The organism is Phyllobacterium sp. A18/5-2, assembly GCF_025452215.1.
Taxonomy (GTDB): domain Bacteria; phylum Pseudomonadota; class Alphaproteobacteria; order Rhizobiales; family Rhizobiaceae; genus Phyllobacterium; species Phyllobacterium sophorae.
Genome location: NZ_CP104966.1, coordinates 200979 through 222892 on the forward strand (window position 1 = coordinate 200979; position 21914 = coordinate 222892).

Genomic DNA, 21914 nt, shown 5'->3' on the forward strand with positions numbered 1-21914 from the left:
TATCAGGCAGCGAGCTTGCTGAGTTCATACCGTGCCGAGTTGGAGCGGGGGGTCCAGAAACCGCGTGTCACCGCCCCTTCGAGCTTCTCCGCCATATCGCGCAAAGCGTGCGGGTTTTTCTCCCGCAGGAAAGCCCGCACATCCTCATCCACCAGGAATGCCTGATACACGGCTTCAAAATGGTGATTACCGACGGCTCCCGTCGTTGCCGCGAAGGCAAAGAGGTAATCGACCGTCGCTGCCATCTCAAAGGCGCCCTTATATCCATGGCGCATGACACCTGCGATCCACTTTGGGTTGGTCACACGCCCGCGCACCGTGCGAGCAATCTCCTCCTCAAGCGTGCGGATAACCGGCTTTTCGGGACGCGAATGGTCATTGTGGTAGATCGTGGGCCGCTCGCCGGATACCAGTTCCACCGCTGCCGACATGCCGCCTTCGAACTGGTAGTAGTCATCGGAATCAAGAAGATCGTGTTCGCGATTGTCCTGATTTTGCACGACTGCGTTCAACGTGCGCAGCCGTTCTTCCAGTAGCCCACGCTCCGCCTTGCCTTCTTCGCCCGCGCCATAGGCATAGCCACCCCATACGAGCCATGCTTCAGCCAGATCGTCCCGCTTTGCCCAGGCATTTTCGTCCATGAGCGCCTGCAATCCAGCGCCATAGGCCCCCGGTTTGGAGCCAAAGACGCGGAAACCGGCGCGCTGCCTGGCCAGCTTGTCTTCCATACCTTCCGCGACAAACCGCGCCTGCTCGCTGCGCATTCTGGCTGCGACCGGATTGTCCTGAGTATCCTCATCGAGAGCACCGACCGCCCGCACTGCCGTATCGAACAAGGCGATCTGCTCGGGAAAGGCATCGCGGAAGAAGCCGGAAATGCGCAGGGTGACGTCAACGCGCGGACGACCGAGCACGGCAATCGGGATAATTTCGTAGCCGGTGACCCGGCGTGAGGCCATGTCCCATATCGGCTTGACGCCGATCAGAGCCAGCGCCTGGGCAATATCATCACCACCGGTGCGCATATTGGACGTGCCCCAGGCAGTCAGTCCAAACGAAGTCGGCCATTCGCCATGATCCTGCGTGTAACGGCGGATCAAAAGCTCGGCGGACTTCTGCCCGAGTTCCCATGCCGCGGGCGTTGGCACGGCCCGCGTATCGACCGAAAAGAAATTACGCCCGGTCGGCAGCACGTCGGGGCGGCCACGCGTTGGCGCTCCTGAAGGACCGGGGGCGATGAACCGGCCGTCCAGCGCCATCAACAGGGCTTTCATCTCCGCGTCGCCGCAGGCAATCACAGCAGGATGCAGATTGGTGCGGATGCCCTCAATCACTTCGGCAGTCGCCGTCCACGTTGAAGGGCATTCGACTTCCGCCGACACCAGCCTCGCTGCCAGAAGTTCGACACGCTCCACCGTATCGCCCGCGATACGCCATGGATCATCCGAAACCGCCTGCAGGATATCGGGCCGAGCCCCGTTCCATGGCGCGGCCATCTCGCAGTCAAGCGGATCGAAGTCATTGAAGCCGAGGTCATTTGCGATCGCCCGCTGCAGACTCTGATCTGCACCATGGCCGGAACCACGCGGAACACGTGCCAAGGCAACAACAAGGTCAGTCATCAGACGCCCTTCCGGTGAGCGTCCGAAGATATGCAGGCCGTCACGGATCTGCATTTCCTTCAGATCACAAAGATAGGCGTCCAGCTTTTGCAAGGCGAGATCGTCGGGATCATGGTCATGAATACCCGCATCGCTGTCGAGCCCGATGTCGCGTACCAGATCAAGGATCTGGACTTTCAACCGCACCAAGCGGCGTGGATCGACACCCGAGGCTTCGTAATATTCATCCACCAGCGCTTCGAGGTCCTTCAGCGGTCCATAACTCTCGGCGCGCGTCAGCGGCGGTGTAAGATGGTCGATAATGACAGCAGCCGAGCGGCGCTTTGCCTGGGTTCCCTCGCCCGGGTCGTTGACGATGAACGGATAGATATGAGGTATCGGGCCAAGCACGGCTTCCGGATAGCAGGTTTCCGACAGTGCGAGAGATTTGCCCGGAAGCCATTCGAGATTGCCATGCTTGCCGACATGCACGATGGCGTGCGCTCCATAGACCTCTCGCAGATAGGCATAGAAGGCGAGATAACCATGCGGCGGTACGAGGTCCGGCGAATGGTATGTCTCCTTCGGATCGATATTGTAGCCGCGTGCCGGTTGAATACCGAGCAGCGTTTCGCCGAAGCGCGCGAGCGGCAGCGCAAACATCTCTCCCTGCGCCATGAAGTATGGATCAGTGGCGGGTTCGCCCCAACGTGCAACAATCGCCTGCTGAATCGATTGTGGAAGCTTCCCGAAGAAGCTCTTGTATTGTTTAAGGGAAATGGTTTCGCGGATTTCCCTGCCATCGCTCGCTGCGTTGGTCGGCCCCGCCATCATATGGTTGATCAGCGCGTCGCCATTGGCGGGAATACCGGCAATGCGATAGCCCTGATCGCGCATCGAATTCAGCATGTGCCACGTGCCTGCCGGGGTATCGAGGCCCACTCCATTGCCAAGCCGCCCATCGCGGTTGGGATAATTGGCCATTATGAGTGCAACACGCCGCGCCTCGGGTTTTGCTGCCCGCAGCCTCGCCCAGTTCGCCGCCAGCGCGGCAACGAATTCAACGCGATCGGCCAGCGGTTCATGCGTGACGATATTGGCTTCGACCGCCTCATCGTATTGCCGTGCCGATTTGAACGACACCGCGCGAGAAAGTACGCGTCCGTCCACCTCCGGCAGTGCCACATTCATGGCCAGATCGCGAGCCGAGAGTCCCTGGCCGGAATTGCGCCATTGCTCGGCGCTCGATCCGGAAAAGATCACCTGCAGCACCACCGCGCCATCATGCTCGAGCACGGTGGGTTTGCGCGCAGCGCCGGGCGCGGATACCGCGAACCCAGTTGCGTTGAGGACGACTGCCGGCGGGGCCTCTCCGAAAATGGCCTCCAGCGTCGCCACCGAGACTGGGTCTTTCAGGCTCGAGACAAATAGCGGCATCGGATTCATGCCCTTTGCCTTCAGCGCCTCGATCAATGCCTCTACCGGTTGCGTCTGTCCGCTCTGCACCAACGCGCGGTAGAAGCAAATCGCGGCAACCGGGGAATCTTCCCGCCAGTGCCTCCGCATTTCATCAAGCGAGGGAGCGCTACTCCCCGGCCACCACAGTCCGGCTTTAAGCAGTGGCGCTGCTTCCTGCGGCTTGTCCTTGCCGTCGATCAGCGCAGCGCAATAGTCGAGGAAGCGCTGGGCGTTTTGCGCTCCACCTTCAAGCAGATAGTGCCACAGCGCATCCCGATCCTGCCGGGCAATCGTCGAGAACCGGTCGAGTCCCGGATCCGGCTTGTCGTCGCCGGGCAGAACGGCAAGCATGACCTTGTGATTGACGGCGCAGGCATGCAGAGCTTCCAGCCCATAGGGCCAATAGCTCTCGCCGCCGATAATCCGCACGACAATGAGCTTGGCGTGGCGCGCGGTCCGCTCGACATAAGCATCGACGGACATCGGATGCGCCAGCGACATCATATTGGCGAGGCGCAGAGCCACCCCACCACCGGCCTGCCGCCGGGCAGATGCGAGACTCGCCAACTCCGTATCTGCGGCGGAGAGAAACAGCACATCCCCCGGCGTCTGGCCGAGATCAACCGCCTCGGTGCCTTCGGCTATGGTACCTTTCTGGGCAAGCAGGAGATGCATTCAGTTTCCTCTAATCAGGCCGCTGCGGCATTCATTGCACTTGAGATGGCCGCCGTGTCGATATCGTGCAGACCGATAACAACCAGTCGCGTCTGGCGCTCTTCACCCGGATGCCAGCTGCGGTCGAAGTAGTGTTCAATCCGCGAACCCACCGCTTGCACGACAAGGCGCATCGGCTTGCCAGGTACGTTGACGAAGCCCTTGAGCCGCAGAACATCATGGTCGGCAATCACGCTCTTCAGCTTCTCGACAAATGATTTCGGCTCGGCCACCGGACCAAGCCCGACGACGAAGCTTTCGAATTCGTCGTGGTCATGTTCTTCGCCCGCTTCGTGTTCCATCTCATGATGCGATTTGCGGTTGGCGATATCGTCCTCGGTGCCCACGCCAAGTCCGAGCAGCAACTGATTGCTGAGTTTACCGAAACTCGCCGGAACCATGTTGAGCGCGCGTATTGACCGGCTCTGTACATCGTTTTTGACCGCGTCGAGCTGAGCGCCGCTGATGAGGTCGGTTTTGTTCAAAATGATGAGATCGGCGGCCCGTATTTGGTCCTCGAACAGTTCCTCAAGCGGGCTGTCGTGGTCGAGCGATTCATCCTGGACACGCTGCGCGTCGACTTTATCGTGGTCGTCGGCAAAGCGGCCTTCCGAAACGGCGGCAGCGTCGATGACCGTGACGACACCATCGACGGTCACCTGCGTCTTGATTTCCGGCCAGTTGAAGGCCGCAACCAGCGGCTGCGGCAATGCGAGGCCGGAGGTCTCGATCACGATGTGATCCGGACGGTCGGGACGGTCAAGCAATTTGGTCATCGTCGGGATGAAGTCATCGGCCACAGTGCAGCAGATGCAGCCATTGTTGAGCTCGATCACATCCTCATCGCGGCATGCCTCGATACCGCAGCCTTTGAGCAGACCGCCATCGACGCCCAGATCGCCAAATTCATTGATGATCAGTGCGATGCGCTTGCCATTGGCATTCTCGAGCAGGTTGCGGATCATCGTCGTCTTGCCCGAGCCGAGGAAGCCGGTGATGACCGTTGCCGGAATCTTTTGATCAAGCATCTTTTGACCCTGCATGTTCTTATCCCTTCATTTTGAGCGGCAGTCCTGCTGCCACGAAATAGACAGTTGCCGCGGCCCCGGCCACGGCTTGATGGAGGCGCCCCGCATGATCGCGAAACTCGCGCGCCATGCGGTTTTCCGGAACGATTCCCAGACCCACCTCATTCGATACGAACACCAGGGGCCCCTTGAGTCGTGGCAGCACGGCCACAAGCTCCGCCGTCTCCGCCTCTATATCGCGCTCCGCCATCATCAGATTGGTGAGCCAAAGTGTGAGACAATCGACAAGGACCGCTCTGTTGCCAGCGGATTCGCTTTGCAAAAGGCCGACCAGATCGAGTGGCACTTCAATCGTCGTCCAGGCGGAGCCGCGCCGCGCTTTGTGCAGCCCTATCCGCGCAGACATTTCATCGTCCCACGCTTTGCCGGTGGCCAGATAGACAGCTTCCAAACCGGATGCTTCAATCAAACCCTCGGCAAAAGAAGATTTACCGGAACGCGCACCGCCAAGGATAAAGGTGACCCCATGTCCTAACATTGCCGGGGGCCTTTTGGGGGTGGAATTATCATCAGGCATCCAGCTCCGATGCCGCATAGTGCTGAATGGCCCAGCCCAGCGCCGTTCCAAGCACAACCCAGAAAAACAGGTTGGTCGCCAGCGTTGATACAGCAAATTCCGACGCGAGCGTAGGTGGCACGGGTGACGAAAGATCTTCTGCTTCCGGTGCACCATAGACATGCGGCGCAACGATCAGCGCAACACCCAGGACCTTGGCCCAAACCTCCTCGCGAAGGACGAGGAGATAGACGCCGCCTGCTGTGAGAAAGACGGTGACAAGCCACCAGGCCTGCCGCGCGGCGAGATCGGGGGCAGGCATTGCCGGCAATTCCGGCGCAAGGCTGAATGCGGGTGCGAAATTGAAGATGAAGAAACCTGCGAGACCCCAGTAAACCCCGTTCTGCAGTGTAATCTTCCTGCCGAGAATAAGCGCTGCAGCACCTGTGATGAGTGCAAAGCCTGCACCGGCAACCAGGTTGATCAGTAGCGTATTGCCGAGTCGTCCAAATGGAAGCTCAGGTCCCGCCTCCTCTTCTTCGTGCGCATGCGGAGCGACGGCAGCTGGTGCGCTTTCCGCCGTGGTCGCCGCAGCAGTGTCATGGCTATGTTCGTGTCCGCCGGCATTTTCATATTCCTCGGCGTGAAGAATGAGCGGAACAACCCGCACATACATGGCCGGCGTCAAAAGGATACCAGCCAACAAACCAGCTACGATCGTAGCCAGAAGATATTTTACCAACATGAGATCTGCTCCCAATCCCTAAAGCAAGATGCCGGGTACGCAAAAACGTCCCGGGCAAACAAACCGTATTTTTCAATGCGTAAGCGCTGGCGGCTGAATCAGTCTATCCAGCCGTTATCAGCCTTAGTGGCAAGGGAATCCGTATGAATGGCGGGTGTCATGCGCTGTGTCATGCAGCGTTTCGGAATGGGACAGGCCGACGCCATAAATTATGAACACGCCGAGCATCAGCGAAAATACCGCCGTTGTCAGACGCGTAGCGAGGGGGAGCGAAATCGTAGTCGAAGTACGTGCAGCAGCCATAACAACCTCCGTGTAGGGCCTTGAAGGGACAATCCCCTTCGGTTTTCGGCACTATTGCCCTATGACTGGCAGGTCTCCTGGCTCGCGGGTCGCAAGATCAATGCCGCCTTCCCGGTTTCCCAGTGGCTGCCGTCGGCTTTCGCTTCTGGCACTGACATTGACCCTCGCCGCTCTACAGTCGCGGGGTCGGCTGCGGTTAGGCCGCCCTGATGGGTACGGCCGTCACATTCCCTTTTGATCCCTTGGCCTTTGGCCGATGCGGGAACCAATCATGGGTTGAACGTTATTCATCAAGCGCCAGAAATGTCAAACAGATCTGCGACACCAACGCCGCCTGCCGCGTCATCGCTGCGATTTTGCCTTCAACAATGCGTCAATATCGAGAACTTCAGCCAGTTGGCCGGCTATCGAGATCGAGGGCCGCATCCACTCTGGCGCGATAGTCAAATGACTCGGCCGCAATTCCCATGGATCGTAACAATGCCGCTCTGAAGTCATCCGCCCCGAATATCCCATGCAGATAAGTACCAAAGACTTTGCCGTCCACGGACGCAGCACCGTCTGCAGTGCCATTGATGCGCGCTGTCGGACGCTCGCAGTCCGGGCCCGTCGTTCTACCGAGATGGATTTCATAGCCCTGCAAGGGAAGATCGAATTGCAATGAATGCGCCTCGACGTTGCGCACAGTCTTTTCCGGTTCCATCACCGTGTCGATATCAAGATGGCCCAGCCCTTCGGCTTCCGTGACACCGCCTTCGATTCCATCGGGATCGCGAACGGTCCAGCCGAGCATCTGATAGCCACCGCAAATGCCGATGATGTGGCCGCCGCGCCGCCTGTGCATGTCGAGATCGCGATCCCAGCCATTTTCCCGGAAGCGCAACAGATCGCCAATCGTCGACTTTGAACCCGGTATGATTACCAGTCCTGCGTCCGCTGGCAACCTTTCGCCGCTGCGGACCATCACGACGTCCACCTGCGGTTCCGCCATCAGCGGATCCAGATCGTCAAAATTGGCAATGCGATCGAGAACGGGGACTGCGATCTTCAGCGCCCGCCCCTCACCCTTGACCAGCCGCTCCAGGACGACAGAGTCTTCCGCAGGCAAATGGGAGGCATCCCTTAACCACGGGACAACGCCGAATGACGGCCAGCCGGTGAATTGGGTTATCGATTTCAGCCCCTCGTCGAAAAGGGAAACGTCGCCGCGAAACTTGTTGATGATGTAGCCGATGATCATATCGCGATCTTCAGGCTGAAGGATCGCGTGCGTGCCAACGATCGACGCGATCACGCCACCCCGGTCGATATCGCCAACCAGGACGACCGGAACATTGGCGCGGGTGGCAAAGCCCATATTGGCAATATCACCGGCACGCAGGTTGATTTCCGCAGGTGAGCCCGCCCCCTCCACGATTACCAGATCGGCGCCATCGCAAACAACATTCCACGACGCCATCACCGCATCGAGCAGCTGCGCCGTTGAATTTCTGATAATCCCTGCCCTTGGCCTGTCCCCAGACCTTGCCCTGAACGATGATCTGACTGCCGGTTTCCGATTGCGGTTTCAGCAGCACCGGATTCATGTGCACCGAGGATGGCACGCCACAGGCAAGTGCCTGCAGCCACTGCGCCCGGCCGATCTCGCCGCCGTCGTCGCTGACAGCAGCATTGTTCGACATATTCTGCGGTTTGAAGGGACGTACTTTCAGCCCGCGATTGCGGGCAAGGCGGCAAAGCCCGGCCACCAGGACGGATTTACCAACGTCAGAGCCGGTTCCTTGCAACATGATTGCGCGTGTCATGCGCTTTGAGTAGCGGATATGTCTTTCTCTTCCTAGCCCCACCGAAGACGTTGCACGGCTTGGAGCATGGGATAGAGTGGGGAACAACTAAGAATAAAGGGAGGTTAGCCATGGATAGCAGCGTGGAATCCGCGTCGGGCCAGTTTGAACTCAACGAGGATCAATTGGCTATCCAGGACATGGCACGGGCTTTTGCAGCAGACCGCGTAGCGCCCAATGCACTCGCCTGGGATCGTGACAAGCATTTTCCGGCAGATGTCATTCGGGAAACCGGGCCGCTCGGCATGGGTGGCATTTATGTGCGCGAGGATGTGGGTGGCTCCGGGCTGAAACGACTGGATGCAGTGCTGATCTTCGAGGCGCTATCAGCCGCATGCCCGGCATTCTCGGCGTTCATATCGATTCACAATATGGGAACATGGATGATCGATCTTTTCGGCAATGAAGAGCAGCGTCAGCGCTTCGTGCCGCGATTGACATCCATGGAATGGCTGGCGAGTTACTGCCTGACCGAGCCAAATTCAGGTTCCGACGCTGCCGCACTCAAGACACGCGCCGTGCGTGACGGCGATCATTATGTGCTGAACGGCGCCAAGCAGTTTATTTCCGGCGCGGGCGATTCGGACGTTTACGTCACTATGGTACGGACCGGCGAGGATGGACCGAAGGGAATCTCCGCATTGGTTGTTCCAAAGGACGCACCCGGCCTGTCATTTGGCGCCAACGAATACAAGATGGGCTGGAACATGCAATCGACCAGGCAGGTCATCTTCGACAATTGTCGCGTTCCGGTAGCAAACCGGCTTGGCGAGGAAGGCGACGGTTTCCGCATCGCAATGGGCGGGCTCGATGGCGGACGCTTGAATATCGCCGCCTGTTCGCTCGGTGGCGCGCAGTCCGCACTCGACAAGGCGATTACTTATGCGGCTGAGCGCAAGGCATTCGGCAAGGCGATCAACCAGTTCCAGGCCTTGCAGTTCAAGCTCGCCGACATGGAGACCGAGCTTTCCGCCGCGCGGATGCTGCTCTATACCGCCGCGTCGAAGCTCGACCACAAGACACATGACGCCTCGAAATGGTCGGCAATGGCCAAGCGATTTGTCACCGATACCGGGTTCAACGTCGCCAATGACGCACTGCAAATCCATGGAGGCTATGGCTACCTGCACGACTATGGCATCGAAAAAATCGTCCGCGATCTGCGTGTTCACCAGATTCTGGAAGGCACCAACGAAATAATGCGGGTCATCATCGCCCGGCATATGACGGGCCGTTAAACAAAATTATATCAGGGAGAAACGTTGCGATGACAACAGTCGCTTTTATCGGTCTTGGACATATGGGCAATCCAATGGCCGCCAATCTTGTGAAAGCCGGACACACGGTTCTTGGCTTTGACCTGTTGCCAGAAAACCTGGATACGGCCAAAGGCAACGGCGTAACAATCGCCGCCAACGCCGAGGCTGCTGTCGCCGACGCCGAGGTCGTCATTACCATGCTACCGGCGGGAAAACACGTGCTGTCGGTTTATGAATCCGTTGTCAAGAGCGCTAAAAATGGCGCGCTTTTCATCGATTCCTCGACAATTGACGTCGATTCGGCGCGCAAGGCTCATGATATCGCGCAAAAGAATGGCTTGCTGTCGGTAGATGCCCCCGTATCCGGCGGCATTGGCGGCGCCGCGGCCGGTACCTTGACCTTCATGGTCGGCGGCAGCACAGAGGCATTCGTCAAGGCCGAACCCGTCCTGAAGCAGATGGGAGCCAGAATTGTCCACTGCGGCGAAGCGGGCAACGGTCAGGCAGCGAAAATCTGCAACAACATGATCCTCGGCATTTCGATGATCGGGGTCAGCGAGGCTTTCGCACTCGCGGAAAAGCTTGGCCTTTCGCATCAGGCCCTCTTCGATGTTGCCTCCACCTCCTCCGGTCAATGCTGGTCGCTGACCACCTATTGCCCGGTACCTGGACCTGTACCGGCCTCCCCTGCCAACAATGGCTACAAGCCCGGTTTTGCCGCGGCGCTGATGTTAAAAGATCTGAAACTTTCGCAGGAAGCCGCCAACAGTGTTGGCGCAGCGACACCGCTTGGTGCGCATGCCGAGGAGATTTATGCGCAGTTTGGTGCGGCGGGTAATGAAGGTTCTGATTTTTCAGGCATCATCAATTATTTGCGTGATGCAAAGCGCCAAGGCTGATTATCACAAAGAAACGCCCGGAAAGTTCCAGAATTTAGATTTGATTAAGTTCTCGATAACCTCGCGGTAACGATGTCCGGTTAAAACTTTACAGGTGAGCAGACCAAGACCCTGCTCCCTGCTCCGGATCAGGTACTGCGTACCGGAGTCGTTATTTCTGCCAGGGTATCGTTCGGCGGAAAGCCATGCGTAATTTGGCAAAAAACCGCACTGTTCCATCACGGACAGGGCGGTTTTTTGATATGGACGCTATAGATCAGCCTGCATAGAAAAACCGCTACCTTTTTTGAAGGCAGCGGTTCTCGAGTTGAACGGCCTTAGCCGTAAATCAGCCGGCCGAACGGGTCCAGATGAAGGACAGCGCAGAGCCAATGCCGCTCTTCGCGTTGCCGGAAGGCGCGTTACGCTTTTCGGTGGCATTCCACGAAATGTGTACGCGGTTGTTGCGGTTAAAAATATAGAGCATTTCTGCACCTCGATGAGTAAACTGTTGTTGCCACTCAAATGCGCTCTTTGCCTAATGTTTGATCAGGAAATTTCGCCACAGCGTGTCGCATTTACAGTAATCACGCATGCAAATTTGCATGGCAGGTATGCCAAAGCCACTTGTCTGCCTTAACACCTTGGGCAGTTTGGCTAAAAAAGTATGCTCGCCTTGGCGTGACGCTAATGGAAAAGCCATATTCAGCGCCGCTGCCACCATGTACGACAGGAAAAATTGCCTAAAACGTTGATCTTTCGTTTGTTCGTTTGTTACGATGCGTCGATGACAATGTACCGTCTGACATCGCATTCATATTCCCGGCGTCGTTATATCGATAGGCGTTGTCGCGATATACCGCATTTATTCAATGAAACCATTGCATTCTGCCGGGATAAAGATGCCAAATGGCACATAGGCGAACGACTGGGTAAGGCAGTACCAAGTTAGAATTCGTTTTCGGGTGAACTGTCAAATGAGTGGGAGATAAAGAACATGAAGAAGCTGCTCGCTTCAACTATATTGGCCGCTGGTCTGTTCGGTTATGCCGGATCGGCATCAGCGGCTGAATGCGGTACAGTTACAATCGCCAACATGAACTGGCAGTCGGCAGAAGCCCTTGCCAATCTCGACAAGATCATCCTTAGCGAAGGCTATGGTTGCGATGCCGAACTCGTTGCGGGTGATACAGTCCCGACGTTTACATCGATGATTGAGAAAGGTCAGCCGGACATCGCGCCGGAGGGCTGGCTTAACACCGTTCGCGACCAGCTGGAAAAGGCGGTCAAGGAAGAAAAGCTGGTCTATGCCGCGCCTGCGATCACCGAAGGCGGTACGGAAAGCTGGTGGATTCCCAAATATTTCGCTGATGAGCATCCTGAAATCAAGACGATCGCCGATGCCATGAAACATCCGGAGCTGTTTCCCTCGCCGGAAGATCCGAAGAAGGGCGCGGTCTTTAACTGTCCATCGGGTTGGGCCTGCCAGATTACGACGACCAATTTTTTCAAAGCCTATGAAGGCGAGAAAAATGGCTTCACACTCGTCGACACGGGATCTGCTGCCGGCCTCGATGGTTCGATTGCAAAGGCGTATGAGCGCAAGGATCCCTGGCTGGGCTATTATTGGGGTCCCACGGCCATTCTCGGCAAGTATCCCATGGTCAAGCTCGAGAACGGCGTACCGTTTGACGAAGCGGAATGGAAACGATGCACTGTCGTTGCCGACTGCCCGGATCCAAAACCCAATGGTTGGGCAATCTCTGATATTTATACGGTTGTTACAAAGAAGTTCGCCGACTCTTCGGGTCCAGCGTTCGACTATCTGAAAAAGCGGCAGCTTTCGACTGACGAATTCAACAAGCTGCTTGCCTGGATGGTCGACAATCAGGCGACAGGCGAAGATGGCGCTAAATACTACCTCAAGAACAATGAGGCCGTTTGGACAAAGTGGGTTTCTCCGGAAGCCGCAGAAAAAGTTAAAGCGGCCATACAATAACGACAGTCAAGTACGGCGAAACAGGGCTTCGCCGTACTCCACTCTCGATAGGTTGAACGCCATCGCTTTCAACCGCTTCAGTCATTCAAGGGCGTAGCGCTGGGGATGGCTATAGAAGGGTACTGACATGGATTGGTTCTACTCATTCCCAAATATGAATGACGACACGCTGCGCAATCTGAAAAAGACATTGGATGAGGGCTTCAAGGCTTTCACCCGTCAATATGGCGATGTCATCGAGATCCTTTTTCGAGCCGCTGCAGTATTTTCTTATCCAGGCCGAGCGCTTTATGACGGCGACGCCCTGGCCCATCATGATCCTCCTGATCGGTGGCATCGCCTGGATCGCCAGCCGCAACTGGAAGATCGTTGCAGGAACCGTCATCACCCTGCTCCTCATTGGCTATTTCGACATGTGGAGCGATGCGATGAAGACCATCGCCATGATTTTCGTCGGAACGGTCGTCTCCATTGTCGTCGGCATTCCCATAGGCATCGTCATGGCGCGTTCGGATAGTTTCCAGCGTCTTGTCAATCCCATTCTCGACGTGATGCAAACCATGCCGAGTTTCGTCTACCTGATCCCCGTCGTGATGCTTTTGGGTATCGGCAAGGTGCCGGGGCTGATCGCTGTGGTCATCTATGCCATTCCGCCGATGATCCGCCTGACAAATCTGGGCATCAGGCTTGTCGACAAGGACGTGCTGGAAGCAGCAGATGCTTTCGGGTCGTCCAGCTGGCAGCGTTTGAAGAATGTGCAGATACCTCTCGCCCTTCCCACGATCATGGCTGGCATCAACCAGACCATCATGATGGCTCTTGCCATGGTGGTCATCGCCTCGATGATCGGCGTTCAGGGTCTTGGCCAGCCGGTGCTGCGTTCCGTCAATGGCCAGTTCTTCTCTCTCGGACTTTTCAACGGCCTTGCCATCGTTGGCATTGCCATCATTTTCGATCGCGTTAGTCAGGCCTATGGCAAGCGTCTTCAGAAGCACCAGGAGGTGGTCCATGGCTGATCGCAACGTTCAAGGCGCCGGTATCAAGATCAAGAATCTATACAAGATTTTTGGTCAAAGACCGGACGCCTATGTCGAAGCCGTCAAGAAGGGTATGTCCAAGACGGAACTGAATGAAAAACACGGTCATGTCCTTGGCCTACGCGATATCAATATCGACATGCCGGCTGGTTGCATTCAGGTGGTCATGGGCCTTTCCGGTTCGGGAAAATCCACGCTGATCCGCCACATCAATCGTTTGATCGACCCGACGGCGGGCGAGGTCATCATTGACAACGCCGACGTCTGCAAGATGAACCAGAACGATCTGCGCCAGTTCCGCCGGCACAAGACAGCGATGGTTTTCCAGAAGTTCGCCCTGCTTCCCCATCGCACGGTGCTTGACAACACCGTTTACGGTCTGGAAATCCAAGGGCTTTCCCGGGAAAAACAGGAAGAACAGGCGCGCCGCTGGATCGCAAGAGTCGGGTTGAAAGGCTTTGAGGACCATTATCCAAATCAGCTTTCCGGTGGTATGCAGCAGCGTGTCGGCCTCGCCCGCGCGCTGACGAATGACGCTCCTATCCTGCTGATGGACGAAGCGTTTTCCGCGCTCGACCCGCTGATCCGCATGGATATGCAATCAGTGCTTCTCGATCTGCAGAAGGAAATCAAGAAGACCGTCGTTTTCATCACCCACGATCTCGACGAAGCACTGCGGCTTGGAGACCGCATCGCAATCCTGCGCGATGGCGAAGTCGTCCAGCAAGGGACTGGCCAGGACATAGTTCTGAAGCCCGCGGACGAGTACATCTCGAGCTTTGTCAAGGAAGTCAACCGCGGCCGCGTCATCATGGTCGATACCATCGCGACTCATTCGGGTGCTCCGGCTGCAACGGGAGGCGTTACGGTCAAGAGCGGGACCATCCTGGAAGAAGCTGCCAAAACCATGACCGACGCCAACCAGCAATATGCGACGGTTGTCGACGATAGTGGCAAGCCGACCGGCGTGATCAGCATGAACAGCCTGATCCAGGCCATGGTGACACCGATCAGCCACCTGACCTCCCGGGCCGCGGCGGAGTAAGCCAAGGGCCTTTGATCTCTCCCATTGAGGGAGGGATAGGATTTTCTTGAATTTGCCTCGTTGCTGAATTCTTGGAAGATCCAAGCTACTGACTGCAATCCCCTCACCTGCGATTTTCAGCACTTGAGCGAAGGGCTCAAGATGCTGAAATCGCTTTCTCCCCCACAAGAAAGATAGGCGCCACTATAGCATGTCGCTTCCCTTGCGCTCGGCGTCGCTCACGCCGCGCACGCTGATTGCGCCTCTGGCGATAGTGGCAAGATCGCCCGCCATGGGTGTAAGCAAAGGGCATGAGCAATGAATGAACCTGCAGTTGAGATCGACACGAACACATCATCGCGGGATCATGGCCGGCGTGGTGGTCGGTCCCGGCCCCGCAGCGTGGAAAGCGGAGCCTTCGACCAGCCACCATTCCGCCAGCTGAAAATTCCATTCGCGCCGACAAAAATCGTTTCCGACGATGAACTGGAATCAATTCACAACGGTTCGCTGAGAGTGTTGCAGGAAATCGGCGTCGACGTTCTGCATGACGGTGCGCGTGAAATCATGAAAAGGGCTGGTGCCGATGTCACCCCTGGCACGATGCGCGTACATTTCGACAAGGACATGATCCTCGAATATGTCAGCCATGCACCATCCGAATTCACGCTGCATGCCCGCAATCCGGCACACAATGTCCGCTTTGGCGGTAACAATTTGATTCTTGCGCAGATGGGATCGGCGCCCAATTGTTCGGATACCGACAATGGCAGACGTTCGGGCAACCAGGCGGATTTCCGCAATTTCCTGAAACTGGCGCAGATGCACAACATCATAAATGCGACCGGTGGCTATCCCGTCGAGCCAATCGACATTCACCCATCGGTTCGTCATCTGGAATGTATCCGCGATCTGGCAACGTTGACCGACAAACCGTTCCATATCTATTCGCTCGGTAAAGAACGCAATCAGGACGGCATTGAGATTGCCCGCCTCGCCCGTGGCGTCAGCCATGAACAGCTGCAGAGCGAGGCATCCTGCTACACGATCATCAATACCAATTCTCCGCTGAAGCTCGACATTCCGATGATGGAAGGCATCATACAGATGTCGGGCAACGGCCAGGTCGTCATTGTGACGCCTTTCACGCTCGCCGGCGCCATGGCCCCGGTAACGATCGCTGGTGCGCTGGTCCAGCAGAATGCAGAGGCTCTCGCTGGTATCTCCTTCACCCAGATGGTCAAGAAGGGTGCGCCCGTCGGCTATGGCGGCTTCACGTCCAATGTCGATATGAAATCCGGAGCCCCGGCCTTCGGTACGCCTGAATACATGAAAGCCCAGATGGTCGGCGGCCAGCTCGCCCGCCGGTACGGCATCCCCTACCGCACCTCGAATGTCTGCGCCGCGAACACCGTCGATGCCCAGGCTGCCTATGAATCGGTGTTCTCGCTCTGGGGCGCGATCCAGGGGGGCGCCAATTTCATGCTGCATTCCGCCGGTTGGCTCGAAGGCGGACTCTGCTGCTCCTATGAAAAGATGATCCTGGATTTCGACCTGTTGCAAATGGTGGCGGAGTTCCTGACGCCGCTTGATCTGTCTGAAGACGCACTCGGCATCGATGCGATGCGCGATGTAGGTCCGGGCGGCCATTTCTTCGGCACGGCCCATACGCAATCACGTTACAAGACTGCCTTCTACGCGCCGATTATTTCAGACTGGCGCAATTATGAAACCTGGCAGGAGGCCGGTTCGCCCACGGCTATCGAGCGCGCCAACCGGGTCTGGAAAGAGCGTCTGGCGACCTACCAGAAACCGGAAATCGACCCCGGGATCGAGGAGGAAATCAATGCCTTTGTCGCGAAGCGCAAGGCTGAAGGTGGCGCGCCAACTGATTTCTGACCAGTTGAATCGCATTCTCAACGAATTGAATCACATTCCCATATATGAGGCATAAGACTATGAAATCGCACGTTAAAGCAGTGGTCATTGGCGGTGGCGTTGTCGGATGCTCGGTCCTCTATCACCTTGCACGCGCCGGCTGGACCGACGTGATGCTGATCGAGCGATCGGAACTGACATCCGGCTCTTCCTGGCATGCGGCCGGCGGTTTCCATACGCTTAATGGCGATCCGAATGTTGCCAAGCTGCAGGCCTATACGGTCAGCCTCTACAAGGAGATCGAGGAGCTTTCGGGCCAGTCCTGTGGTCTGCATCTGACCGGTGGGGTCATGATGGCGGATTCACCGGAGCGTATGGATTTTCTTCGGCTTGCCCATGCTCGCGGCCGCTATCTCGGCATGGACACCGAACTGATAACGCCATCCGAGGCGAAGGCCATGTTCCCCCTCATGGACGAGACCAATTTCGTCGGTGCCATGTGGGATCCGGTCGAGGGCCACCTTGATCCGTCGGGCACAACCCACGCCTATGCCAAGGCCGCTCGAAAGCTTGGTGCCGAAATTTCCCTGCGCAATCGTGTCGTCGAACTGACGCAGGAAACCGATGGCACCTGGAACGTCGTCACGGAGCAAGGCACCGTGAAGGCCGAGCACGTTGTCAATTGCGGCGGGCTGTGGGCGCGCGAAGTCGGCCGCATGGTCGGTTTGGAACTGCCGGTTCTCGCCATGGAACACATGTATCTCCTGACAGAGGACGTGCCGGAAGTCATGGAGTTCAACAAATCGACAGGGCGTGAACTTATCGGCGTCATGGACTTCAAGGGTGAGATCTACACGCGCCAGGAACGCAATGGCATCCTCCTCGGCACCTATGAAAAAGCTGCCAAGCCATGGTCTCCGGTCAATACGCCGTGGGATTTCGGCCATGAGCTTTTGCCGCCGGACATCGATCGTATCGCGCCTTCCCTCGAAGTCGGCTTCAAGCATTTTCCCGGCATCGAAAAGGCCGGGATCAAGCAGATCATCAACGGTCCGTTCACCTTCGCACCCGACGGCAACCCGCTGGTAGGTCCGGTTCCGGGCCTCACCAATTATTGGACTGCCTGCGCCGTCATGGCCGGGTTCAGCCAGGGCGGCGGCGTAGGCCTCGCTCTCTCCAACTGGATGGTGCATGGCGAACCGGGCTTCGACGTCTGGGGCATGGATGTTGCCCGCTTCGGCGAATGGGCGACCCTGCGCTACACCAACGCCAAGGTGCGTGAGAACTATTCGCGGCGTTTCTCCATCCGCTTCCCCAACGAGGAACTGCCGGCAGGGCGTCCGCAACAGACCACGCCCCTCTACGATACGATGCTCGGCCAGAATGCGGTGATGGGCGATTCCTGGGGCCTCGAAACGCCGCTTTGGTTCGCACCCGAGGGCACTGACGCGCGCGACATCGTATCCTACCATCGTTCCAACGACTTCGAGCATGTCGGCAATGAGGTCCGCGCCACACGGACAAGTGTCGGCATTACGGAAATCGCCAACTTCGCCAAATATGAAGTGACGGGCAGCGGTGCTGAAGCCTACCTCTCGCACCTGATGACCAATACAATGCCGAAGACGGGACGCCTCGTCCTTACCCCAATGCTCAATGAAAAGGGGAAACTGATCGGCGACTTCACCATTGCCAAGGCCGCTGATGATCGCTTTCTGATCTGGGGGTCGTCCGCCGCCCAGCGCTATCACATGCGCTGGTTTCAGAAGCATCAACCGAAGGATGGCTCAGTCCGCATTCACCGCTTCGACCAGACGCTGGTGGGCCTTGCAATTGCCGGTCCGAAAGCCCGCGACCTCCTTGCCAAACTCGTCGATGAAGATGTGTCTAACGCCGCATTCCGCTTCATGGATTTCCGCGAGATGGCCGTTGGCGGCGCTCCATGCAAGGTCAACCGCATCTCCTATACGGGCGACCTGGGTTATGAAATCTGGATGGAGCCAGCTTACCAGCGCCTCGTCTACAAGAGGATCAAGGAAGCTGGAGCCGAATACAACATCGTCGATTTCGGCATGCGCGCCCTGCTCGCCATGCGGCTTGAGAAGAACTTTCCGACTTGGTTCCGTGAACTGCGACCGATCTACGGGCCATACGAAGGCTCGATGGACCGTTTCATCAAACTATCCAAGAATGATTTTATCGGCCGCGAAGCAGCCGCCAAGGAAAAGGCGGAATTCGACGCAGGAACCAGTACAAGACTGCGCCGTGTTTCTTTCCTGATTGACGTGCCGCATGGCGATGGCGCTGCCGATGTGATGGGCGATGAGCCGATCTGGGCAAAAACTTCAAAGGATTACGGCGTCGTGCAGGCCGGTCATGGCGTCGGCGCGCCGCGCTTTGACGCGACCGGAGAGGTCGTCGCCAACGCGGGCGACAAGGGTGCCATTCAAGGTGAGTGGCGCGTTGTCGGGTGGGTCACGTCCGGCGGCTACGCTCACTTCGTCGGCCATTCCATGGCACAGGGCTACGTGCCCGCAGAGCTTGCAACCCATGAAGATCAGGGGATGTTCGAGGTGGAGATCCTCGGAATTCGCCGTGCCGCCCGCATTACTATCGAGCCGCCGTTTGATCCGTCAGGCGAAAAGATGCGCGGGTAGCTTTCGAGAAGAGATAAAGGGCAGGCCCTTGCGCCTGCCCGTCCAGCCGACGACGATCAACGCACTGGCTGCCTCGTCATACCGCTGCGCCAGCTCCCATGATTTGCAATCAATGGCGGCGATATCGGCGCGGCCCGTGGCAACGGTCTCAATCGAGGCGCGGTGCCCGCCGGTCTCGACAAGACCGCCGAACAGGCCAAACGTTTTGTCCTGCGCTTTCAAATCACGATGAAGCGCAAGGTAGCCGGACATCGAGTCGCGGCTGTTGAAGGCCAGCCGCTTGTGCCGCATGAGATCGATCGGGAGTCTCGCTCTCCCGTCCGCCGGGGCCGCGACCGGCTCTCCCTCGCCTCGCCGCATGACCAGCGCGCTGGAGTAAAGTTCACCATCGCCGCCCTCTATGCCTGAATAGTCGTCCTGCCCGGCGAGATGGACATGCCGGTCGAGACCCAGTTCCATCGGGCCCCAACAGCTTTGCGTTATCAGCAAATCCGGATGGCGCCACAGCGTCGGCAGATCGAGCTCGTCGGGGGGAAGCTGTCGCCGGGTCAGGCGCGATGACATTGCCCGCAGCATCCTTGATACCGCCGGGGACCGCCGGAAGATCGGCATTGCGCCGTATCAGATATTCAGGTGCGTCATATCCGTTTGAGCGAAGGATAGCGCGCATGCTTATCCACTGCGCGTCCACTTCGGCGCGCCGTTCGGGCAGATCGTACATCGGCAGAGCCGCAACAAAGGTCATGTTCTACACTTAAGGTCTAGTGGACTCAGATGAGGGCGAGCCGAAAATGGTGGTTTTCGAGAACCGGAGCGCAGCGTACATTGAGTACGTGAGCATCGGAAGCGTAGAAAAACGCCATTTGCAGGCCGCCTCGACCTGAGTGTCCTACTCTTTAGGCGGCTCGGCGGGAATGGGAAGTGTAGAGCCGCCCTGCAAACTAATGCCGTGGCGGCGCGGACGGAAAGCGCGTCCAGGTGCCGGTTCGCGCCGCAGAACGGGGTGAACCACTTCCTGCTTCTTGCGGAAAGCGTAAGCCCGCAAGATCTCGAAATAGTTGCGGAAGACATAGCCGCCATTCATGCGCTGCCACTCCTCGCGCTGCTCGCGGTAAAGTTGTGGCAGATCATACCACGGCGCCGTTGGACGCTTGTGATGGACGAAATGCAGATTGTTGTTGAGGAATATAAGCGCCAAAGGCGATTTTTCGACAATGACGGTCCGCCCGTCCGGACGTTCCGACCATTGATGCTCACAATAGCTGCGGATCGAGATGATCGACAACCCCCAATAAACAGCCGTCAGCGCATAGAGCCAGAGCGGGATGCCGAATACGAACCACACCGTCGCCAGCATCGGAACAAGACCCAGTCCATGCAGCACCCAGGCGGTGCGGGTCTTGTCATCGCCCCCAACAACCAATCTTGTCTCGTTGACAACAAAGCCGACGACCATCAGCGCCGGTCCAATAACGATCCGGCCCACAAGGGAATTGTTCCAGCCGAGCAATGCCCTGACGAACGAAGGCAGCTTCTCCCAATCACCCAAAGCCCGATAATAGCTCTCAGGGTCGTCATAGGGATCTGTCAGCCGTTCGTCCGCATGGTGTTTCAGATGCAAGTGCTTGTAACGCCGATAGGGAAAGACAAGGCCTATCGGCAGCGAGACAAGAATTTCATTGATCATGCCGTTACGTGTCGGATGGCCGTGCAATACTTCATGTTGCAAGGACGAATGGAATGCCACTGAAACCGCCATCAGGGCCAAAGCCAGGATCGGCATGACGGGATAAATGTAATAGCCGGCGGTTAACCAAAGCCCGTAGCAGACGATCATGAGACCGATGGTTGGCCATTCAATGCCAAGGCGCTTTCGCCGGGGCTGGTATGCAGTTGTTTCCGTATGTCTTTCTGATTCCATGTTTTTCATGGTCTCATTGTCAGGAGTTGTCAGCAATGCGATTATTGTGAGAAAGTGTTGATTATGCGCACCAAATGAAGCATATGTTGTACTTAGTAAACAATGCGGAGAAGAAATGGATAAACGCGATCTTTCTCGCCTGTTCCAGGAGCGTGTGAAAAGCCTTCTCTTACGCAGCGGTGACAACCAGTCGTCATTTGCCGCATCGGTCGGAATCGATCGGTCGGCGCTTTCACAACTTCTGTCCGGACAGTCCACGCGACTCCCCCGCGTCGAAACGCTGCTCAACATCGCGGAGCGCTATGGGGTGTCCCTTGATTGGCTGTTGGGTCTCAGCCAGGATGAAGGCATCATTGGTGAACTGCGACCAAGTCTCGAAATCGAAGAGGGCGTGGACGGTTTCGAACAGACGCTGCTGGTTCGCTGGCATGCGGAAGCCACAGGCAGCAAGATACGCTATGTGCCTGCTCGCTTCCCCGACCTCCTGCGCACCCGGGCGGTTATCGCCTATGAAACCTCAATGGTTCACCGCGACCCGGCGACACAGATAAGCGAAACCGCGTTTCGCCTGGACTATAACCGGCAACCAGGTACGGATATGGAGGTCTGTATGCCGTTCCAGAGACTGCAGGATTTCGCTGCCGGCTGCGGCATATGGAGCGACCTTCCCCGCAGCGTCCGCCTCCAGCAGCTCGAACATATGGCGGTGCTGTTGGATGAGCTTTACCCCTCCTTCCGCCTCTACCTATTCGACGGGAGGGAGCGCTATTCGGTCCCCTACACGGTTTTCGGACCCTATCGCGCGGCTATCTTTGTCGGCGAAATGTATCTGGTTTTAAACACGACCGAGGCGGTACTTACCTTGCAGCGGCATTTTGACGGCCTGATCCGTGTCGCCAAGATCAATGCGCACGAAGTGGCGGCGTACATTCCCTCCTTGAAGGTGGTCTAATTTGCGCAAACCTTGTCGCAAATGACGATTGACCACATATAAAGACTTCCTTATATCGTT

The 21914-nt window shown here is 57.3% G+C and carries 14 protein-coding genes, 3 pseudogenes and 1 riboswitch; of the genes and pseudogenes, 8 read left to right on the forward strand and 9 right to left on the reverse strand.

The window, feature by feature from the left end:
- Nucleotides 1-2: 2 nt before the first annotated feature.
- The 6 genes and pseudogenes from cobN to N8E89_RS01110 form a co-directional block, all read right to left on the reverse strand.
- A complete protein-coding gene (cobN, locus tag N8E89_RS01085) occupies nt 3-3734 on the reverse strand; it encodes a cobaltochelatase subunit CobN (RefSeq protein WP_262260896.1) in 3732 nt (1243 codons plus the stop codon).
- 14 nt (nt 3735-3748) lie between these two features.
- Nucleotides 3749-4801 (reverse strand): cobalamin biosynthesis protein CobW, encoded by a 1053-nt coding sequence (cobW, locus tag N8E89_RS01090; protein WP_106663301.1) that lies wholly within the window; start codon nt 4799-4801, stop codon nt 3749-3751.
- Nucleotides 4802-4820: 19 nt separating this feature from the next.
- Nucleotides 4821-5339 carry a bifunctional adenosylcobinamide kinase/adenosylcobinamide-phosphate guanylyltransferase gene (gene cobU, locus N8E89_RS01095; protein ID WP_262261990.1) on the reverse strand — a complete coding sequence of 173 codons (519 nt, stop codon included), beginning with the start codon at nt 5337-5339 and terminating at the stop codon, nt 4821-4823.
- A gap of 31 nt (nt 5340-5370) precedes the next feature.
- Nucleotides 5371-6102 (reverse strand): CbtA family protein, encoded by a 732-nt coding sequence (locus tag N8E89_RS01100; protein ID WP_262260897.1) that lies wholly within the window; start codon nt 6100-6102, stop codon nt 5371-5373.
- A gap of 123 nt (nt 6103-6225) precedes the next feature.
- Nucleotides 6226-6405 (reverse strand): CbtB domain-containing protein, encoded by a 180-nt coding sequence (locus N8E89_RS01105; protein WP_099998476.1) that lies wholly within the window; start codon nt 6403-6405, stop codon nt 6226-6228.
- A gap of 49 nt (nt 6406-6454) precedes the next feature.
- A riboswitch (cobalamin riboswitch) is annotated at nt 6455-6690 on the reverse strand.
- Nucleotides 6691-6747: 57 nt separating this feature from the next.
- Nucleotides 6748-8210: pseudogene (locus N8E89_RS01110) on the reverse strand (cobyric acid synthase).
- A gap of 110 nt (nt 8211-8320) precedes the next feature.
- On the opposite strand from N8E89_RS01110, the gene N8E89_RS01115 reads away from it, so the two are divergent.
- Together N8E89_RS01115 and mmsB are read left to right on the forward strand one after the other, a co-directional pair.
- Nucleotides 8321-9487, forward strand: coding sequence for an isobutyryl-CoA dehydrogenase (locus N8E89_RS01115; RefSeq protein ID WP_262260898.1), 1167 nt, complete (start codon nt 8321-8323; stop codon nt 9485-9487).
- A gap of 29 nt (nt 9488-9516) precedes the next feature.
- Nucleotides 9517-10407 carry a 3-hydroxyisobutyrate dehydrogenase gene (mmsB, locus tag N8E89_RS01120; RefSeq protein WP_262260899.1) on the forward strand — a complete coding sequence of 297 codons (891 nt, stop codon included), beginning with the start codon at nt 9517-9519 and terminating at the stop codon, nt 10405-10407.
- Between the two features lie 328 nt (nt 10408-10735).
- On the opposite strand, the gene N8E89_RS01125 is transcribed toward mmsB, so the two are convergent.
- Nucleotides 10736-10873: a hypothetical protein gene (locus N8E89_RS01125; protein WP_162707059.1), complete on the reverse strand. Its 138-nt coding sequence runs from the start codon at nt 10871-10873 to the stop codon at nt 10736-10738.
- A 510-nt stretch (nt 10874-11383) separates the two neighbouring features.
- Between N8E89_RS01125 and N8E89_RS01130 the strand changes: the two genes are divergently transcribed.
- From N8E89_RS01130 to N8E89_RS01150, 5 genes and pseudogenes are all read left to right on the forward strand, one after another.
- On the forward strand, nt 11384-12385 hold the full coding sequence (locus tag N8E89_RS01130; RefSeq protein ID WP_113173946.1) for an ABC transporter substrate-binding protein: 1002 nt from the start codon (nt 11384-11386) through the stop codon (nt 12383-12385).
- A 127-nt stretch (nt 12386-12512) separates the two neighbouring features.
- Nucleotides 12513-13401 (forward strand): annotated as a pseudogene (locus tag N8E89_RS01135) (ABC transporter permease).
- Nucleotides 13394-14467: a quaternary amine ABC transporter ATP-binding protein gene (locus N8E89_RS01140; protein WP_106662850.1), complete on the forward strand. Its 1074-nt coding sequence runs from the start codon at nt 13394-13396 to the stop codon at nt 14465-14467. The pseudogene N8E89_RS01135 and the gene N8E89_RS01140 overlap by 8 nt, the downstream one beginning before the upstream one ends.
- A 297-nt stretch (nt 14468-14764) precedes the next feature.
- The gene (locus N8E89_RS01145) at nt 14765-16345 is read left to right on the forward strand and encodes a trimethylamine methyltransferase family protein (protein ID WP_262260900.1); all 1581 of its coding nucleotides are present in this window, start codon (nt 14765-14767) and stop codon (nt 16343-16345) included.
- Nucleotides 16346-16404: 59 nt separating this feature from the next.
- Nucleotides 16405-18981, forward strand: a complete 2577-nt coding sequence (locus N8E89_RS01150) for a GcvT family protein (protein ID WP_262260901.1) — start codon at nt 16405-16407, stop codon at nt 18979-18981.
- Here N8E89_RS01150 and N8E89_RS01155 read toward each other — a convergent pair.
- Together N8E89_RS01155 and N8E89_RS01160 are read right to left on the reverse strand one after the other, a co-directional pair.
- Nucleotides 18958-19726 (reverse strand): annotated as a pseudogene (locus N8E89_RS01155) (phosphate/phosphite/phosphonate ABC transporter substrate-binding protein). The gene N8E89_RS01150 and the pseudogene N8E89_RS01155 overlap by 24 nt on opposite strands.
- 144 nt (nt 19727-19870) lie before the next feature.
- The gene (locus N8E89_RS01160; RefSeq protein ID WP_162707058.1) at nt 19871-20911 is read right to left on the reverse strand and encodes a fatty acid desaturase; all 1041 of its coding nucleotides are present in this window, start codon (nt 20909-20911) and stop codon (nt 19871-19873) included.
- Between the two features lie 106 nt (nt 20912-21017).
- On the opposite strand from N8E89_RS01160, the gene N8E89_RS01165 reads away from it, so the two are divergent.
- Nucleotides 21018-21854, forward strand: coding sequence for a helix-turn-helix domain-containing protein (locus tag N8E89_RS01165; RefSeq protein WP_106662845.1), 837 nt, complete (start codon nt 21018-21020; stop codon nt 21852-21854).
- The last annotated feature ends 60 nt before the right edge of the window (nt 21855-21914 follow it).

Excerpts from the sequence above, each read along its gene's own strand:
- cobN (WP_262260896.1), bottom strand. The coding sequence starts at position 3,734 with ATGCATCTCCTGCTTGCCCAGAAAGGTACCATAGCCGAAGGCACCGAG.
- cobW (WP_106663301.1), bottom strand. The coding sequence starts at position 4,801 with ATGCTTGATCAAAAGATTCCGGCAACGGTCATCACCGGCTTCCTCGGC.
- cobU (WP_262261990.1), bottom strand. The coding sequence starts at position 5,339 with ATGTTAGGACATGGGGTCACCTTTATCCTTGGCGGTGCGCGTTCCGGT.
- N8E89_RS01100 (WP_262260897.1), bottom strand. The coding sequence starts at position 6,102 with ATGTTGGTAAAATATCTTCTGGCTACGATCGTAGCTGGTTTGTTGGCT.
- N8E89_RS01105 (WP_099998476.1), bottom strand. The coding sequence starts at position 6,405 with ATGGCTGCTGCACGTACTTCGACTACGATTTCGCTCCCCCTCGCTACG.
- N8E89_RS01115 (WP_262260898.1), top strand. The coding sequence starts at position 8,321 with ATGGATAGCAGCGTGGAATCCGCGTCGGGCCAGTTTGAACTCAACGAG.
- mmsB (WP_262260899.1), top strand. The coding sequence starts at position 9,517 with ATGACAACAGTCGCTTTTATCGGTCTTGGACATATGGGCAATCCAATG.
- N8E89_RS01125 (WP_162707059.1), bottom strand. The coding sequence starts at position 10,873 with ATGCTCTATATTTTTAACCGCAACAACCGCGTACACATTTCGTGGAAT.
- N8E89_RS01130 (WP_113173946.1), top strand. The coding sequence starts at position 11,384 with ATGAAGAAGCTGCTCGCTTCAACTATATTGGCCGCTGGTCTGTTCGGT.
- N8E89_RS01140 (WP_106662850.1), top strand. The coding sequence starts at position 13,394 with ATGGCTGATCGCAACGTTCAAGGCGCCGGTATCAAGATCAAGAATCTA.
- N8E89_RS01145 (WP_262260900.1), top strand. The coding sequence starts at position 14,765 with ATGAATGAACCTGCAGTTGAGATCGACACGAACACATCATCGCGGGAT.
- N8E89_RS01150 (WP_262260901.1), top strand. The coding sequence starts at position 16,405 with ATGAAATCGCACGTTAAAGCAGTGGTCATTGGCGGTGGCGTTGTCGGA.
- N8E89_RS01160 (WP_162707058.1), bottom strand. The coding sequence starts at position 20,911 with ATGAAAAACATGGAATCAGAAAGACATACGGAAACAACTGCATACCAG.
- N8E89_RS01165 (WP_106662845.1), top strand. The coding sequence starts at position 21,018 with ATGGATAAACGCGATCTTTCTCGCCTGTTCCAGGAGCGTGTGAAAAGC.